This is a genomic window from Methylobacterium sp. TK31, assembly GCF_055361545.1.
Genome location: NZ_CM143964.1, coordinates 20,229 through 36,537 on the forward strand (window position 1 = coordinate 20,229; position 16,309 = coordinate 36,537).

Sequence of the window (16,309 nt, forward strand, 5' to 3'; positions counted from 1 at the left end):
GCGATCACACGGACGACAGCGGAAAGACGACCATGCAGGTGACCGAGACACTCTCCCAGGGACTGAAGCGCGAGTTTCAGGTCCTGCTCGCCGCGAACGAGCTCGAGGAGCGGCTGACCAGCGAGCTGTCGACCCTCAAGGACAAGGCCCAGATCAAGGGCTTCCGTCCCGGCAAGGTGCCGGTCGCGCACCTGCGCAAGCTCTATGGCCGCTCGGTCATGGCCGACGTGCTGCAGAACGCCGTCAACGAGGCGAACCAGAAGATCGTCTCCGAGAACAACCTCAAGCTCGCCCTCGAGCCCAAGATCGAGTTCCCCGGAGAGAAGTCGATCGTCGAGCGCGCCCTCGACGCCAAGGACGACGTCTCCTTCAACGTCGCCCTCGAGGTGCTGCCGACCTTCGAGCTCGTCGACCTGTCCGACGTCAGCCTGACCAAGCAGGTGGCCAAGCCCTCCGACGAGGAGGTCGACGAGGCCATCACCCGCATGGCGTCCTCCAACCGCGCCTTCGCGCCCCGCGAGGAGGGTGCCGCCGCCGAGACCGGCGACCGCGTCACGATCGATTTCGTCGGCCGCATCGACGGCACCGAGTTCGAGGGCGGGACGGGCGAGGGCATCGACCTGGAGCTCGGCTCCGGCTCGTTCATCCCCGGCTTCGAGGACCAGCTCGTCGGCGCCAAGGTCGGTGACAAGCGCGTCGTCAAGTCGACCTTCCCGGAGGCCTACGGCGCCGCCCACCTCGCCGGCAAGGATGCCGAGTTCGACGTGACCGTCACGGCGATCCAGGCGCCGGGCGAGACCAAGATCGACGACGAGCTCGCCAAGACCTTCGGCATGGAATCCCTGGAGAAGCTCAAGGAGGCGGTCTCGACCGCCATCGGCAGCGACTTCGAGGCGCAGTCCCGCCGCAAGCTCAAGAAGGACCTGCTCGACGCCCTCGACACCAAATACGCCTTCGAGCTGCCCCCGAGCCTGGTCCACCAGGAGTTCGCCGCGGTCTGGGCCCAGGTCGAGCAGGACCTGAAGACCCGCGAGAAGACCTTCGAGGACGAGGGCACCACCGAGGAGAAGGCGACCGCCGAGTACCGCAAAATCGCCGAGCGTCGCGTCCGCCTCGGCTTGGTGCTTGCACAGGTCGGTGAGACGGCCGATATCAAGGTCTCGGACGATGAGGTGAACCAGGCGCTGATCGCCCGGGTGCGGCAGTATCCCGGCCAGGAGCAGCAGGTCTGGGACTTCTATCGTAAGAACGCCCAGGCGCTCGCCGAGCTTCGTGCGCCGATCTTCGAGGAGAAGGTCGTCGACCACGTGCTCGGGCAGGTGAAGCTCACCGAAGAGCCGGTCTCGAAGGAGGCGCTGTTCGCCGACGAGGACGACGCCGAGGGCAAGTCCGAGACGAAGGGCGAGACCAACGAGTCGGCCTCGACCGGCACCGACGAGGGCCTGCCCGCCGTCGCCAAGGCCGACTGAGCCCGGCTGCTCCCACGAGGGCGGCGGGCTCGAGAGTAAGGCGATGTTCACCATCGCCGTAGTTCGCTGAAACGTCCGGTGCGCGCCCGATTCGCGGCGCGGCCGGACCCCTTGTAGCTGGGGCACGTGATGATGAGAGATCCGGTCGACTATTATAACAGCGCGCTCGTGCCCATGGTGGTCGAGCAGTCGAGCCGCGGTGAGCGTGCCTTCGACATCTACTCGCGCCTGCTGCGCGAGCGCATCATCTTCCTCACCGGCCCGGTCGAGGATTACGGCGCGTCGCTGATCGTCGCGCAGCTGCTGTTCCTCGAGGCCGAGAACCCCAAGAAGGAAATCTCCTTCTACATCAATTCGCCGGGCGGCGTCGTGACCTCCGGCCTGTCGATCTACGACACCATGCAGTTCATCCGCTGCCCCGTGACCACGCTCTGCGTCGGCCAGGCCGCGTCGATGGGCTCGCTGCTCCTCACCGCCGGCGAGCCCGGCCACCGCTTCGCCCTGCCGAACGCCCGGATCATGGTGCATCAGCCCTCCGGCGGCTTCCAGGGCCAGGCCACCGACATCTTGATCCATGCCCGCGAGATCGAGGCCCTGAAGAAGCGCCTCAACGAGATCTACGTGAAGCACACCGGCCGCGACTACGACACCATCGTCCAGGCGCTCGAGCGCGACAACTTCATGACGGCCGATGCCGCCAAGGAGTTCGGGCTCATCGACGAGGTGATCCAGAAGCGGCCCGAGCCCGCCGCCGCCTGAACCCGACCGGAACCGCCGGGCCGTCCGGCCCGGCGCGTCGTTTCGAGGCGGAGCGCTTTTTCCAGGCCCGCCTTGATCCCGTCGCGGTCGCGTGCTTGCATCGCCAGTCTGATCGAAGCCGGCAGATGCGCGCAGGTGACTGTTTCTTTAGGCGGACGCCATTAAATTCGAAGGATGCGTGTGCGCCCCGGACCGGCGCCATGCCCGCGAACGGAGACCGATATGAGCAAGACTGGCGGCAACGACTCGAAGAGCACGCTGTACTGCTCGTTTTGCGGCAAGAGCCAGCACGAGGTCCGCAAGCTGATCGCGGGCCCGACGGTGTTCATCTGCGACGAGTGTGTCGAACTGTGCATGGACATCATCCGCGAGGAATCGAAGTCCTCCCTGGTGAAGTCGCGCGATGGGGTGCCGACCCCGAAGGAGATCCGCCGGGTCCTCGATGACTACGTCATCGGCCAGGACTTCGCGAAGAAGGTTCTCTCGGTCGCGGTCCACAACCACTACAAGCGCCTCGCCCACGCCTCGAAGCACAACGACGTCGAGCTGGCGAAGTCGAACATCATGCTGATCGGGCCCACCGGCTCCGGCAAGACGCTGCTGGCCCAGACCCTGGCCCGCATCCTCGACGTGCCGTTCACCATGGCGGACGCCACGACCCTCACCGAGGCCGGCTATGTCGGCGAGGATGTCGAGAACATCATCCTCAAGCTGCTCCAGGCCTCCGACTACAACGTCGAGCGGGCGCAGCGCGGCATCGTCTACATCGACGAGATCGACAAGATCTCGCGCAAGTCCGACAACCCGTCGATCACCCGCGACGTCTCGGGCGAGGGCGTGCAGCAGGCGCTGCTGAAGATCATGGAGGGCACCGTCGCCTCCGTGCCTCCGCAGGGCGGCCGCAAGCACCCGCAGCAGGAATTCCTGCAGGTCGACACCACCAACATCCTGTTCATCTGCGGCGGCGCCTTCGCGGGCCTGGAGCGGATCATCTCGGCGCGCGGCAAGGGCACCTCGATCGGCTTCGGCGCGACCGTGCAGGCCCCGGACGACCGCCGCACCGGCGAGATCTTCCGCAACGTCGAGCCCGAGGACCTGCTGAAGTTCGGCCTCATCCCCGAGTTCGTCGGCCGCCTGCCCGTGCTGGCGACCCTCGAGGACCTCGACGAGACCGCCCTCAAGCGGATCCTGCAGGAGCCCAAGAACGCCCTGGTCAAGCAGTACCAGCGCCTGTTCGAGATGGAGAACGTCGACCTCACCTTCCAGGAGGAGGCGCTCTCCATGGTCGCCCGCAAGGCGATCGAGCGGAAGACCGGCGCCCGCGGCCTGCGCTCCATCCTGGAGACCATCCTGCTGGAGACGATGTACGACCTGCCGGGCCTCGAGTCCGTCGAGCAGGTGGTGATCGGTCCCGAGGTGGTCGAGGGCAAGGCCCGGCCGCTCTACATCCACGGCGACCGCAACAAGGAAGCCCCGGCCAGCGTCAGCGCCTGAGGCCCGGTCCGGGTCTCGTCAGGTCTGGGTGGTGCCTCGGGGCGGATGCTTGAAAACATCCGCCCCGATTTCCATCTGAACCCTCAGCGCGATGGCCGCACGCTCACCCCCTGAGGTGCGGTGTCCCGCCACCAGCCGCATCGTTCAAGACCGTTCCCAAGACAGTCTCCCAAGACACTTCCGACCCCCTCGCGGCCCGGTCGGCCCCTGGCAGGATGCTTGCTCCGGAGGAGGAGCGACTGCCCGGCGTCCATCATGAGGAAGTCCGATATGACCCAATCGAAATCGCGCCAGCCCGTCGTTCCGGGCTCGACGGGCTCCTACGCCGTCCTTCCCCTGCGCGACATCGTCGTGTTCCCGCACATCATCGTGCCGCTCTTCGTCGGCCGCGAGAAGTCGATCCGCGCCCTCGAAGAGGCGGTCCGCACCGACCGGCACATTCTGCTGGCGACGCAGATCAACGCCAGCGAGGACGATCCCTCGACGGACGCGATCTACAAGATCGGCACCCTGGCCAGCGTGCTGCAGCTGCTGAAGCTGCCCGACGGCACCGTGAAGGTGCTGGTCGAGGGCGCCGGCCGCGCCAAGATCTCGCGCTTCACCAAGTCCGACACCTACTACGAGGCCGAGGCCGAGACCCTCACGGACGAGCTCGGTGACAGCGTCGAGGCGGAAGCCCTCGCGCGCTCGGTCATCGCCGAGTTCGAGAATTACGTGAAGCTCAACAAGAAGATCTCCCCCGAGGTCGTCTCCGCGGTGACCCAGATCGACGAGCCCTCGAAGCTCGCCGACACCGTCGGCTCGCACCTCGCGGTCAAGATCGCCGACAAGCAGGCGATCCTCGAGATCCCCACGGTGGCACAGCGCCTCGAGCGCGTGCTGTCGCTGATGGAGAGCGAGATCTCCGTGCTCCAGGTGGAGAAGCGCATCCGGACCCGCGTCAAGCGGCAGATGGAGAAGACCCAGCGCGAGTACTACCTCAACGAGCAGATGAAGGCGATCCAGAAGGAGCTCGGCGATTCCGAGGACGGCAAGGACGAGCTCGCCGAACTCGAGGAGAAGATCGAGAAGACCAAGTTCACCAAGGAAGCCCGCGACAAGGCGGTGGCGGAGCTCAAGAAGCTGCGCCAGATGTCGCCGATGTCGGCCGAGGCGACCGTGGTGCGCAACTACCTCGACTGGATGCTCGGCATCCCGTGGGGCAAGCGCTCGAAGATCAAGAAGGATCTCCTCGGCGCCCAGGTCATGCTCGACGAGGACCATTTCGGCCTCGACAAGGTGAAGGAGCGGATCGTCGAGTACCTCGCCGTGCAGCAGCGTGCGAACAAGCTCACGGGCCCGATCCTGTGCCTCGTCGGTCCCCCCGGCGTCGGCAAGACCTCGCTCGGCAAGTCCATCGCCAAGGCGACGGGTCGTGAGTTCGTGCGCATGTCGCTGGGCGGCGTGCGCGACGAGGCCGAGATCCGCGGTCACCGCCGGACCTATATCGGCTCGATGCCGGGCAAGATCGTCCAGTCGATGCGCAAGGCGAAGACCTCCAACCCGCTCATCCTGCTCGACGAGATCGACAAGATGGGCATGGACTTCCGGGGCGACCCGTCGGCCGCCCTGCTGGAGGTGCTCGACCCGGAGCAGAACGCCACGTTCAACGACCACTACCTGGAGGTGGATTACGACCTCTCGAACGTGATGTTCGTCACCACCGCCAACACGCTGAACATCCCTGCGCCCCTGATGGACCGCATGGAGGTGATCCGCATCGCCGGCTACACCGAGGAAGAGAAGCTCGAGATCGCGCGCAAGCACCTGATCCCGGGCGCCGTGAAGAAGCACGGTCTCGACGCCAAGGAGTGGCAGGTCGACGATTCCGGCCTGCTGATGCTCATCCGCCGCTACACGCGGGAGGCGGGCGTCCGCAACCTGGAGCGTGAGATCTCGAACCTGATCCGCAAGGCGGTGAAGGAGATCCTCATCACCAAGGTGAAGGCCGTCGCCGTCACCGAGGAGAACCTGCCGGTCTTCCTCGGGCCGCCGAAGTTCCGCTACGGCGAGATCGACGAGGAGGATCAGGTCGGCGTGGTCACGGGTCTGGCCTGGACCGAGGTCGGCGGCGAGCTGCTGACGATCGAGGGCGTCATGATGCCCGGCAAGGGCAAGATGACGGTCACGGGCAACCTGCGCGACGTGATGAAGGAGTCGATCTCCGCTGCGGCGAGCTACGTCCGCTCGCGGGCCGTCGATTTCGGCATCGAGCCGCCGCTGTTCGACCGCCGGGACATCCACGTCCACGTTCCGGAGGGGGCGACCCCGAAGGACGGTCCCTCCGCCGGCATCGGCATGGCGACCGCGATCATCTCGACGCTGACGGGCATCCCGGTGCGCCGCGACGTGGCGATGACGGGCGAGGTCACCCTGCGGGGCCGCGTGCTCCCGATCGGCGGCTTGAAGGAGAAGCTGCTCGCCGCGCTGCGCGGCGGCATTAAGACGGTCCTCATCCCCGAGGAGAACGCCAAGGACATCGCCGAGGTGCCCGACAGCGTGAAGAACGGGATGGAGATCATCCCCGTCTCGCGGATGGACCAGGTGCTCCAGCACGCCCTGGTCCGCGTCCCCGAGCCGATCGAGTGGGAGGAGCCGGCCCCGCCGGTGCGCCCGGTCATCGCCGAGGACGATTCCGCGGCGGTCATCGCCCACTAGAGGCGTCGCGACCCTGACCCGAGACGAGGCCCCGGCGCACCCGCCGGGGCCTTTTTCGTGCCCGGGCTCGGAGGCCCCGCTGGGGGAGGGGGTTGCGCCCCCTCCCGCGCTTCCGTTACGAAGCGTCGCGCCCCGCGAGACGCAGGGCAGCGGGTCGGGCGGTTAGCTCAGTTGGTAGAGCGTCTCCTTTACACGGAGAGGGTCGGCGGTTCGAGCCCGTCACCGCCCACCAGATCGCCCCCACCTTGTCCCGATCTTCCGGCCGCGCTTGCTTCGGGTCCCCCCTCAGCCCTGCCGCCTCTTGAACCGCGCGAGCGGAAGCTCCGCGCGGTAGACGGCGAGATAGAGCAGCACGAACAGGAGCGAGGAACCGATCGTCGTCGGGAAATCATGGCCGCCGAACAGATCGCCGAACTGTCGCGCCGCGTAGGCGAGGGCGAGGCCGACGAAGGGGGGCAGGAGGTCGGCGGCCCGGCCCGGGATGAAGCCGTGGAGGCGCGCAGTGTAGACGAAGCGCACCACGTTCACGAGGCCGAAGGCGACCACCACCGAGCCCGCCGCCCCGACCTGCCCGTAGCGCGGCACCAGCACCAGCAGGGCGATGACGAGTACCGCCGCGCCGCTGGCCAGGATCGCGTTCTCCTGGCGATGATGCCCGGTCATCGAGAGGGCGTAGCCCATTGGGGCCAGGGTGGCGCTGAGGAGGAAGGCCAGGGGCAGCATGAAGCACACCACCGGGTCGAAGTGGAAGGCCTTCCCGAAGATCAGGTCCAGGCGGTCGCCGAACACGGCGAGGCCGGCGAACATAAAGCTCGAGATGATCGAGGCGTGGCGGATGTAGCGGCTCAGCTCCCGCTTCAGGCTCTCCAGGTCGCCTTGGTGATAGAAATTCGCGATGCGCGGCCCCAGCGTCTGGCTCCCGGCGACGGACCAGAACACGATCAGCTGCGAGACCGTGGAGAGCGCCGCATACTCGCCGATGCTCGCCGCGTCGGCATAGATGCCGAGGACGAGGATGTCGGCGAGGCGCATCGTCCCGTAGACGACGAGCGAGGCGCACATCCAGACGGCCTCGCGCGAGACGCGCCAATACTCGGCCCGGACCACCGCCCGGTCCACCACGGCGCCGGGAATCGGCGCCTGCCCGTGCCGCCGCCGCTCGTCGATGAAGCAGAGGCCGTGCGTCAGCAGGACCTGCGCCGTGTTGACGAAGGCGACGGCCAGGGTGGTGGGCCAGAGCAGCAGCACCGGACCGATCATCAGCACCCGCAGCACCGACTGGCCGATATAATAGAAGATCGCGTAGCGGGCGGGTTCGCCCCGCGCCTTGTAGAGGGCGCCGAGGATGCTGAGGTCGCCGGCGAAGGGGATCGTCAGGATCGTCACCAGCATGATCGTATCGAGGCCGGGATGACCGAAGGATGTCACGAACAGCGAGCCCATCGCGGCGGCGACGACGGCCAGCATCACGACGATGTTCAGTAACGCGGCCGTCGTCCTCAGTTGACGAACCACCGTCCGGACGGTCGGATCGCCGGAATCGCTTCGCCCGCAGAACTTCAGCAGGGCGATGTCGAGACCGAGGGGCGCGATCATCGCCGGGACCATGGCGATACTTCGGGCCAGATTGATCAGACCATAACCGTCGGCACCGATCATCCGGGCGATGATGAGCGATGTTCCGAACGTCAAGACCAGTTGGACGACCTGTCCGACCATGACGATGGAAAATTCATTCCGGACCATGCGCTTCGCGAGGGAAATCAACCGTTCGTCTCCAGAGGCGGCAAGCGGCCGCCCGGTCGCAGGACATACACCAGCGCTCGTGACATGTCTGAGGTGGATCGGATACCTCCGAGGCCGTGCCGGCTGCCGCCCCGACGCGCCTCGGCGGTCGGCTGCGGGCCGGACGGGATCGGGCGGCGCGGAAAGGACCGGCCACGCTCTGCAAATCCGGGGCCTGCCGGGCCACACGATCCTGGGGGGCGGTGAGACTCCGGCCGGACGCCTCCGGCCCGGAGGCGTCCGGCCGGGCGGCCCGGGCCGCCGGGGCTTTCCAGCGCCCGGCCCGGATGCTAGACAGGATCTTCCCGGATCGTTCTAAGCATCTGATCCCGTTGATGTTTGTCGGCTGCCGACCCGTATGGCGGCCGCGATCCCTCCCCGACGCAGAGGTGACCCGTGGCGGATGACGGCGAGACCCACCCGAGGCCGGCCCGCGGTTTCCCGCCGCCCTGGATCGTGGTCGAGCGGGAGGGCAGCTTCTGCGTGGAGGACGGGGAGGGGCTGGCCGTGGCCTGGACCTATTTCCAGGAGGATGCCGGCGCCCGGGCGGCGACGGGCGCGATGACGCGGGAGGAGGCGCAGCGCATCGCCAAGGCGGTCGCGATGGTGCCCGAGATGCGCACGATCATCCGCTCCCTGCAGGACGGTCTCGCCGAGGCGGATGCCGACGATGCGCGGGCCTGAGACGGGGCGAGGGACGGCGCGATGATCCCGGGCATCGATTGGGTCGAGGCCATCGGTTATCTCGGCACGGCGCTCACCATCACGGCCTCGGCGATGACCACCATGATCCCGCTGCGGATCATCGCCCTCGTGGCCAGCGCGGCCGTCATCACCTACGGCATGCTGATCGGGAGCTGGCCGGTCGTCCTCACCGAGGCGATCCAGATTCCCTTCAACGCCTTCCGCCTCTGGCAGATGGTCCGGCTCGTGCGCCAGGTCGAGGCGGCGGCCGAGGGCGACCTCTCCCTCGACTGGCTCCGGCCCTTCGGCACCGCGACCCGGTTCAAGGCGGGGCAGACCGTGTTCCGCAAGGGCGATCCGGCCGGCGAGATGTTCTACGTGGAAAGCGGCGCCTTCCGGATTCCCGAATACGGGATCGAGGTGCGGGCCGGCGGGGTCGTGGGCGAACTCGGCCTGCTCTCGCCGGGCAACACCCGGACCGCCTCGCTGACCTGCATCGAGGCCGGACAGGCCCTGCGGATCTCCTATTCGGAGGTCAAGCAGCTCTATTACCAGAACCCGGAATTCGGCTTCTACTTCCTCAAGCTCACCAGCGAGCGCCTGTTCCAGGGCGCGCAGGAGCGGACGCAGCCCCGCGACGCGGCGGCGCTCGCGACCGGCTCCGGGGCGCTGTGAGGCACGGCGCTCTCCGGCCGATCGGTCGAGGCGTCCCGGGCGATGGCGCCGGGGCGGTGCGCGCGTTTCTGCCGAGGATGCCGGAGTTCAGCCGCCGGCCATGACCAGGGCCCAGTAGCGCTTGTAGCGCGTGCCGGGGGCGTCGACCCGGGCGATGCCGATGCGCCGCAACTGCGGGATCAGCATGTTCCGGTTGTGCTCGGTCGAGGCCTTCCAGCGGGCCAGCACCTCGTCGAAGGTGGCCGAGCCGGCGCTGAGGTTCTCGGCGGCGTAGGTACGGCCGTAGCCCGCCTGGGCCATGCGCGAATCGAAGGTGCCGCCGATCTCGTGGCTGAGGCGCCCGGCCTTGGCGTTCGAGGCGGCCTGGTAGGAGGCGGCACGGATCAGGGTCGTATCGATCACCACCGGGCCGAGGCCGTGCTGCGCCCGGTAGCGCGAGATCGCGGCGGCGGCCGCCTGCTCGTCGAGGATGACGACGCTGGTCGGCTGGTCGGGGGCGAGGAGGGTCGGCGTGCCGCATCCGGCCAGAGCCAGCAGGACGGAGAGGGCGAGGGCGCCGGCGCCGAGGCGGAGGGACGGGCGCGGCGGGGCGGTGCGGGAGGGGCGCATCGGTGCGGAGGGGTCTCGGGGTGGGCCTGTGAGCCCTCCGCCTCCGTGGCCGATGCGGCGAAAACGCGGCGCCCGGCCCCGGGGTCTGCAACCGGCACCGGCCCTGTGTCCCGCCGGCCACGGGCCTCCGTCAGATCCGGGTGCCGCGATCCCGGGGCGGGGCGCCGCAGCGCCAGGCCGTGATGCGGAATTCCGGGTGGGTGCCGATCCACTGCGCCAGCTGCGGCTGGGCCACGTGCAGGCAGGCCGGGGCGTCCTCGACGTCGAGGGCGAGCCTGCGCGATTCGCAGGTATCCGGCGCGCGGGCGAGGCAGGAGGTGAAGTAGAGGAAGAAGACACCCGACATCCGTCGCCCTCCGGCACGATCCTCGAAGGAGGGTAGGGCAAGGACGGGGGAAGACGAGGTGAGCGCGCGTGGGACGCGATGGCGCGGGCGACGGGACTCGAACCCGCGACCTCCGGCGTGACAGGCCGGCACTCTAACCGACTGAGCTACGCCCGCATCCAATATTCGGGGAAGAAGTGACGTGGCGCGGGCGACGGGACTCGAACCCGCGACCTCCGGCGTGACAGGCCGGCACTCTAACCGACTGAGCTACGCCCGCTTGACGTCCCGCCCCGTTTCCGGCGGTGTCGGGGGTGTAGGTTCAGTGCCGGGGGCTGTCAAGCAATCCCGGGGCGCATTCGGCCGGGAATTTCCGGGGCCATCCGGCGCGCCCGACGGCGGCCGATCCCTCGCCGCCGGGGCGCCATTGAAACCGCGTCGCTTTTCTGTCATAGCCCCCTCGCGTTGAACCGCCCGGCCGATCGGGCTGCCGTGGCGGTTCGTGCTGCTCCATCAGAAGCATCAACCGAGCGCATCTCTTCGATCCATCCGGATCGGAGCCGCTGCGCGTTCAGGAGAGCCAAATGCCCAAGCTGAAAACCAAGTCGGGCGCCAAGAAGCGCTTCAAGATCACCGGCACCGGCAAGGTCATGTATGCCCAGGCCGGCAAGCGCCACGGGATGATCAAGCGGACGACGAAGCAGATCCGCAACCTGCGCGGCACCACGACCCTGTTCGAGGGCGATGCTGCCAACGTGAAGAAGTACTTCCTGCCCAACAGCCGGTAAGCCTTCACGACGCCGACACTGCTTTTTTCGTAATCCAGGAGAATTCCCATGGCCCGCGTCAAGCGCGGCGTGACCAGTCACGCGAAGCACAAGAAAGTCCTCAAGGCCGCCCGTGGTTATTACGGCCGCCGCAAGAACACGATCCGGATCGCCAAGCAGGCGGTCGAGAAGGGCATGCAGTATGCCTACCGCGATCGGAAGAACAAGAAGCGCACGTTCCGCGCCCTCTGGATCCAGCGCCTCAACGCTGCTGTCCGCGAGCATGGCCTGACCTATTCGCGCTTCATCAACGGCCTGTCGAAGTCCGGCATCGAGGTGGACCGCAAGGCCCTCTCCGAGCTCGCCATCCACGAGCCCGCCTCGTTCGCCGCCGTGGTCGAGCTGGCCAAGGCCGCCCTCCCGGCTGCCAAGGCGGCCTGAATCAAGGCGGCCTGAGGCGAGCCCGGCTCGCCCGAGCCGAGCGCTGTTCTTCACGAAAGGCGCGGCGCCCCCGGGGAGCCGCGCCTTTCGTCTTTCGGGCCGCCGCCGCGGGTTTTCGACCCCCGACCGCTTGCGTTGCGGCCGGGGACCGGGAAAACCCTCGCCCCGGGCCGTTGCCCCGATTCCGTTGCCCCGATGCCGATCGAGCCCGCCCGGCCCCGTGCGGGTCGGCGCCGCAGCCGGTGAGTTGAACCGATGACCGATCTCGACACCCTCGAAGGCGACCTGCTCCGTCAGGTCGCGGACGCCGCCGACGAGGCCGCCCTCGACGCCGTGCGCGTCTCGGCGCTCGGCAAGAAGGGGTCGGTCTCCGAACTCCTGAAGACCCTCGGGGCGATGACCCCCGACGAGCGCAAGGCGCGCGGCCCCCTGATCAACGGCCTGCGCGACCGGGTCCAGGGCGCGCTCACGGCGCGGCGGGACGCCCTGGCGGAGGCGGCGCTGGCCGCCCGCCTGGCGGCCGAGCGCATCGACGTGACCCTGCCGGTGCGCGAGGCGCCGGAGGTGCGCGGCCGCGTCCACCCGATCAGTCAGGTCATGGACGAGATCACCGCGATCTTCGCCGATATGGGCTTCTCGGTGGCCGAGGGGCCGGACATCGAGACCGACGACTACAACTTCACGGCCCTCAACTTCCCGCCCGGCCACCCGGCCCGCGAGATGCACGACACCTTCTTCCTGGCCCCCGACCGCAACGGCCAGCGCAAGGTGCTGCGCACCCACACTTCGCCGGTGCAGATCCGGACGATGCGGTCGCAGCAGCCGCCGATCCGGGTGATCTGCCCGGGCCGGACCTACCGGCACGATTCCGACCAGACCCACACGCCGATGTTCCACCAGGTCGAGGGCCTGGTGATCGACAAGGCCGCCAACATCGCCAACCTGAAATGGGTGCTGGAGGAGTTCTGCCGGACCTTCTTCGAGGTCGAGGCGGTGAAGATGCGCTTCCGGCCCTCGTTCTTCCCCTTCACCGAACCCTCGGCGGAGGTGGACATCCAGTGCTCGCGCAAGGGCGGCGAGATCCGCTTCGGCGAGGGCACCGACTGGCTCGAGATCCTCGGCTGCGGCATGGTCCACCCCAACGTGCTGCGCAATTGCGGCCTCGACCCCGACAGCGTCCAGGGCTTCGCCTTCGGCGTCGGCATCGACCGGATCGCCATGCTGAAATACGGCATGCCGGACCTGCGCCCGTTCTTCGAGGCGGACGTGCGCTGGCTCGACCATTACGGCTTCCGGCCCCTCGACATCCCGAGCCTGGTGGCCGGGCTGACGGGCTAGAGGATCGGGGAGACCCCAATCATGACCGCGACGGACATCGAAGCCATCGTCAACAGGGCCCTGACCGAAGCACTGGGTCCGTTCGGGTTCGACCGAGCGGAGGTGCGCCCTTATGTGGATCACGCCGGCGACGACGCGCTGGCGATCGTCGCCCATTTCCGGCCTTCGGACGTGCCCGCCGTCGAGCGCCCCGCGGTCAGGGCGATGGGGCTGCTGCGGAGCCGGCTCCTGGCCAACGGCGAAGAGCGTTTTCCCTATCTCAGCTTCTCCGGACCGGAGGACGATCTGCCGCCCGGCGACGCGACCGAGACCGAGTGATGCCGAAGCTGGGTAACCCTCTGGTCTACAATCTCCTTGAGGTCGCGGACGGCCTCGCGCTCGCGTCGGGCACGCGGAACGTCAGGAAGGCGGCGATGCGCCGGGCCGTCAGCACGGCTTACTACGCCGTGTTCCACGCCCTCTGTTATCTCTGCGCCGATGAACTAGTCGGCTGGAGCCGGACGGGCACGCACGATCCGATCTATCGCTCCGTGGATCACGGATCGGCCAAGACGCGCTTGGCGGGCAAGGCGGCGGAACGGATCGGGTCCACGGCTCTCGCGATCGGAGCCGCCTTCACCAAGCTTCAGGACGACCGACATGCGGCCGATTACGCCTCGCCCGCGCTTCCCGTCACGCTGGAGCGGACGCAGACGATCCTCGCCTCCGCTAGGCAGACGGTCGCGCTGATCGAAGACCTCGACAAACCGCAACGCCTCGAACTCGCCATCCTTCTCATCGCCAAGCCCCGACAGATCTGAGCCGAGAAGCCGATCCGATGAAACTCACCCTCTCCTGGCTCAAGGACCACCTCGACACCGAGGCGTCCCTCGACACCGTGGCCGAGACCCTGACGCGGATCGGGCTCGAGGTCGAAGGCATCGAGGACAAGGCCGCGAGCCTGAAGCCCTTCGTGGTCGCCCACGTGCTCACCGCCGAGCCGCACCCCAACGCCGACCGCCTGCGCGTCTGCACGGTGGATGCCGGCACCGGGCAGCCGGTGCAGGTGGTGTGCGGCGCGCCCAACGCCCGGGCCGGGATGAAGACGGTGTTCGCGCCCCCCGGCACCTACGTGCCCGGCCTCGACAAGACCCTGGCGGTGGGCACCATCCGGGGCGTCGAGAGCCTCGGCATGCTGTGCTCGGGCGCCGAGCTCGGCCTCGGCGAGGAAGCGAGCGGCATCCTCGACCTGGCCGAGGACGCGCCCACGGGCCAGCCCTACGCGCTCTACGCCAAGCTCGACGACCCGGTGGTGGAGATCAACCTGACCCCGAACCGGCCGGACTGCACCGCCATCCACGGCATCGCCCGCGATCTCGCTGCGACCGGCCTCGGCGACCTCAAGCGGCCGCCGCTGCCGCCGGTGCGCGGGGAGGGCGACTGCCCGGTGCCCGTCACCCTCGATTTCGAAGCGCCCGACGCGGGCCTCTGCCCCTACTTCACCCTGCGCCTCGTGCGCGGCGTGAAGAACGGCCCCTCGCCGGACTGGATGCAGGCGCGCCTGCGGGCACTCGGCCTGCGCCCGATCAACGCGCTCGTCGACATCACCAACTACCTGACCTTCGACCGCGGCCGGCCGCTCCACGTCTTCGACGCCGCCAAGGTGGCGGGCGGCCTCGTGGTCCGGCGCGCCCGCGACGGCGAGTCCCTGAAGGCCCTCGACGGCAAGACCTACGCGCTGACCGGCGACACCGTGGTCATCGCCGACGACAACGGCGTCGAATCCATCGGCGGCATCATCGGCGGCGAGGCCTCGGGCTGCGACGCGGCGACCACCGACGTGCTCATCGAAGCGGCCCTGTGGGACCCGGTGAACATCGCCCAGTCCGGCCGCCGCCTCGGCGTCATCACCGATGCGCGCTACCGCTTCGAGCGCGGCGTCGACCCGGCTTTCACCCTGCCGGGCCTCGACCTCGCCACCCGCCTCGTCCTCGAGATCTGCGGCGGCAGCCCGAGCCAGCCCGTGATCGTCGGCGAGCCGCCCCAGACCGAGCGGGTCATCGACTTCCCCTGGACCGAGACCCGGCGGCTCGCCGGCATCGAGCTGTCCCGCGCCGAGATGAAGGTCACCCTGGAGGCCCTCGGCTTCCACGTCGCCGGCTCCGGCGACCGGGTGAAGGTGCTCACCCCCTCCTGGCGCCCGGACGTCGAGGGCAAGGCCGACCTCGTCGAGGAGATCGTGCGCATCGCCGGGCTCGACCGCATCGAGCCCAAGCCCCTGCCGCGCATCGAGGCGGCTGTGGGCAAGCCGGTGCTGACCGTGATGCAGAAGCGCACCCGCCTCGCCAAGCGGGCGCTGGCCAGCCGCGGTCTCGTCGAGGCCGTGACCTGGTCGTTCATCCCCCACGACGACGCCGTGCTGTTCGGCGGCGGCGGGGCCGACCTGGCGCTGGCGAACCCCATCGCCGCCGATCTCTCCGACATGCGCCCGAGCCTGGTGCCCGGCCTGCTGCGCGCCGCCCAGCGCAACGCCGACCGCGGCAGCCCCGACGTCGCCCTGTTCGAGGTCGGCCAGTGCTTCGCCACCGACCAGCCCGAGGGGCAGACCATCCGGGCGGCCGCCATCCGCCGCGGCACCGCCACCCAGGCCGGCGCCGGCCGCCACTGGGACGGGCGCACCGCGACGGTCGACGCCTTCGATGCCAAGGCCGACGCCCTGGCGCTCCTGGCGGCTCTGGGCATCCCCACCGGCGGCCTGCAGGTCGTGGCCGGCGGGCCGGACTGGCTGCATCCGGGCCGCTCCGGCACCCTGCAGTTCGGCCCGAAGAACCCGGTCGGATCGTTCGGCGAGGTGCATCCGCGCGTGATGAAGGCCCTCGACCTCAAGGGCCAGCTCGTCGCCTTCGAGATCACCCTCGACGCGGTGCCGCTTCCGAAATACCGTGCCACCAAGGTTAAGCCGAATCTCGCTCTGTCGGACTTCCAGCCGATCTCCCGCGATTTCGCCTTCGTGGTCGGCCGCGACGTCGCGGCCGGCGACGTGGTGAAGGCCGCCCAGGCCGCCGAGCGCAAGCTCGTCACCGGCATCGACGTGTTCGACGTCTACGAGGGCGTCGGCATTCCGGAGGGCTCGAAGTCGGTGGCGATCGCGGTCCGGCTCCAGCCGGTGGACCACACCCTCACCGATGCGGAGATCGAGGCAGTCAGCGCCCGGATCGTCGCCGAGGTCGCACGCAAGACCGGGGCGACGCTCCGCTCCTGAAACCTCCCTCCTCCTGACAGGACAG

The 16,309-nt window shown here is 68.7% G+C and carries 15 protein-coding genes and 3 tRNA genes; 13 read left to right on the forward strand and 5 right to left on the reverse strand.

The window, feature by feature from the left end; genetic code table 11:
- The first annotated feature begins 32 nt into the window (after positions 1-32).
- The 5 genes from tig (at position 33) to ACXJY8_RS00130 (ending at position 6,651) form a co-directional block, all read left to right on the forward strand.
- Positions 33-1,469: a trigger factor gene (tig, locus tag ACXJY8_RS00110; RefSeq protein WP_463774624.1), complete on the forward strand. Its 1,437-nt coding sequence runs from the start codon at positions 33-35 to the stop codon at positions 1,467-1,469.
- A gap of 132 nt (positions 1,470-1,601) precedes the next feature.
- Entirely contained in the window at positions 1,602-2,228 is a 627-nt protein-coding gene (locus ACXJY8_RS00115; RefSeq protein WP_026176059.1) for an ATP-dependent Clp protease proteolytic subunit, read from the forward strand.
- 222 nt (positions 2,229-2,450) lie between these two features.
- Complete coding sequence (gene clpX / locus ACXJY8_RS00120) at positions 2,451-3,722, forward strand: ATP-dependent Clp protease ATP-binding subunit ClpX (protein WP_055955375.1); 1,272 nt, start codon at positions 2,451-2,453, stop codon at positions 3,720-3,722.
- Between the two features lie 270 nt (positions 3,723-3,992).
- Positions 3,993-6,419 (forward strand): endopeptidase La, encoded by a 2,427-nt coding sequence (gene lon, locus ACXJY8_RS00125; protein WP_463774628.1) that lies wholly within the window; start codon positions 3,993-3,995, stop codon positions 6,417-6,419.
- Positions 6,420-6,575: 156 nt separating this feature from the next.
- Positions 6,576-6,651 (forward strand) — tRNA-Val (locus ACXJY8_RS00130).
- 53 nt (positions 6,652-6,704) lie between these two features.
- Here the strand turns inward: ACXJY8_RS00130 and ACXJY8_RS00135 are convergent.
- The gene (locus ACXJY8_RS00135; protein WP_463774632.1) at positions 6,705-8,165 is read right to left on the reverse strand and encodes an oligosaccharide flippase family protein; all 1,461 of its coding nucleotides are present in this window, start codon (positions 8,163-8,165) and stop codon (positions 6,705-6,707) included.
- Positions 8,166-8,600: 435 nt separating this feature from the next.
- On the opposite strand from ACXJY8_RS00135, the gene ACXJY8_RS00140 reads away from it, so the two are divergent.
- Positions 8,601-8,888: a hypothetical protein gene (locus tag ACXJY8_RS00140; protein WP_463774635.1), complete on the forward strand. Its 288-nt coding sequence runs from the start codon at positions 8,601-8,603 to the stop codon at positions 8,886-8,888.
- 33 nt (positions 8,889-8,921) lie between these two features.
- Entirely contained in the window at positions 8,922-9,563 is a 642-nt protein-coding gene (locus ACXJY8_RS00145) for a cyclic nucleotide-binding domain-containing protein (RefSeq protein WP_463780240.1), read from the forward strand.
- Between the two features lie 87 nt (positions 9,564-9,650).
- Here ACXJY8_RS00145 and ACXJY8_RS00150 read toward each other — a convergent pair whose 3' ends face one another.
- The 4 genes from ACXJY8_RS00150 to ACXJY8_RS00165 form a co-directional block, all read right to left on the reverse strand.
- Entirely contained in the window at positions 9,651-10,172 is a 522-nt protein-coding gene (locus tag ACXJY8_RS00150; protein ID WP_463774637.1) for a CAP domain-containing protein, read from the reverse strand.
- Between the two features lie 130 nt (positions 10,173-10,302).
- A complete protein-coding gene (locus ACXJY8_RS00155; RefSeq protein ID WP_463774641.1) occupies positions 10,303-10,518 on the reverse strand; it encodes a hypothetical protein in 216 nt (71 codons plus the stop codon).
- A 79-nt stretch (positions 10,519-10,597) separates the two neighbouring features.
- Positions 10,598-10,674: transfer RNA gene (locus ACXJY8_RS00160), tRNA-Asp, on the reverse strand.
- 26 nt (positions 10,675-10,700) lie between these two features.
- Positions 10,701-10,777: transfer RNA gene (locus tag ACXJY8_RS00165), tRNA-Asp, on the reverse strand.
- A 304-nt stretch (positions 10,778-11,081) separates the two neighbouring features.
- Between ACXJY8_RS00165 and rpmI the strand changes: the two genes are divergently transcribed.
- The 6 genes from rpmI to pheT all read left to right on the forward strand — a co-directional run bounded on the left by rpmI (position 11,082) and on the right by pheT (position 16,284).
- On the forward strand, positions 11,082-11,285 hold the full coding sequence (rpmI, locus tag ACXJY8_RS00170) for a 50S ribosomal protein L35 (protein WP_018044555.1): 204 nt from the start codon (positions 11,082-11,084) through the stop codon (positions 11,283-11,285).
- A gap of 48 nt (positions 11,286-11,333) precedes the next feature.
- Positions 11,334-11,705, forward strand: coding sequence for a 50S ribosomal protein L20 (rplT, locus tag ACXJY8_RS00175; RefSeq protein WP_055955353.1), 372 nt, complete (start codon positions 11,334-11,336; stop codon positions 11,703-11,705).
- 255 nt (positions 11,706-11,960) lie between these two features.
- The gene (pheS, locus tag ACXJY8_RS00180; protein ID WP_463774651.1) at positions 11,961-13,043 is read left to right on the forward strand and encodes a phenylalanine--tRNA ligase subunit alpha; all 1,083 of its coding nucleotides are present in this window, start codon (positions 11,961-11,963) and stop codon (positions 13,041-13,043) included.
- A gap of 21 nt (positions 13,044-13,064) precedes the next feature.
- Complete coding sequence (locus ACXJY8_RS00185) at positions 13,065-13,361, forward strand: hypothetical protein (protein ID WP_463774653.1); 297 nt, start codon at positions 13,065-13,067, stop codon at positions 13,359-13,361.
- On the forward strand, positions 13,358-13,843 hold the full coding sequence (locus ACXJY8_RS00190) for a hypothetical protein (RefSeq protein ID WP_463774655.1): 486 nt from the start codon (positions 13,358-13,360) through the stop codon (positions 13,841-13,843). The genes ACXJY8_RS00185 and ACXJY8_RS00190 overlap by 4 nt, the downstream gene beginning before the upstream one ends.
- Before the next feature lie 17 nt (positions 13,844-13,860).
- The gene (pheT, locus tag ACXJY8_RS00195) at positions 13,861-16,284 is read left to right on the forward strand and encodes a phenylalanine--tRNA ligase subunit beta (protein ID WP_463774657.1); all 2,424 of its coding nucleotides are present in this window, start codon (positions 13,861-13,863) and stop codon (positions 16,282-16,284) included.
- The last annotated feature ends 25 nt before the right edge of the window (positions 16,285-16,309 follow it).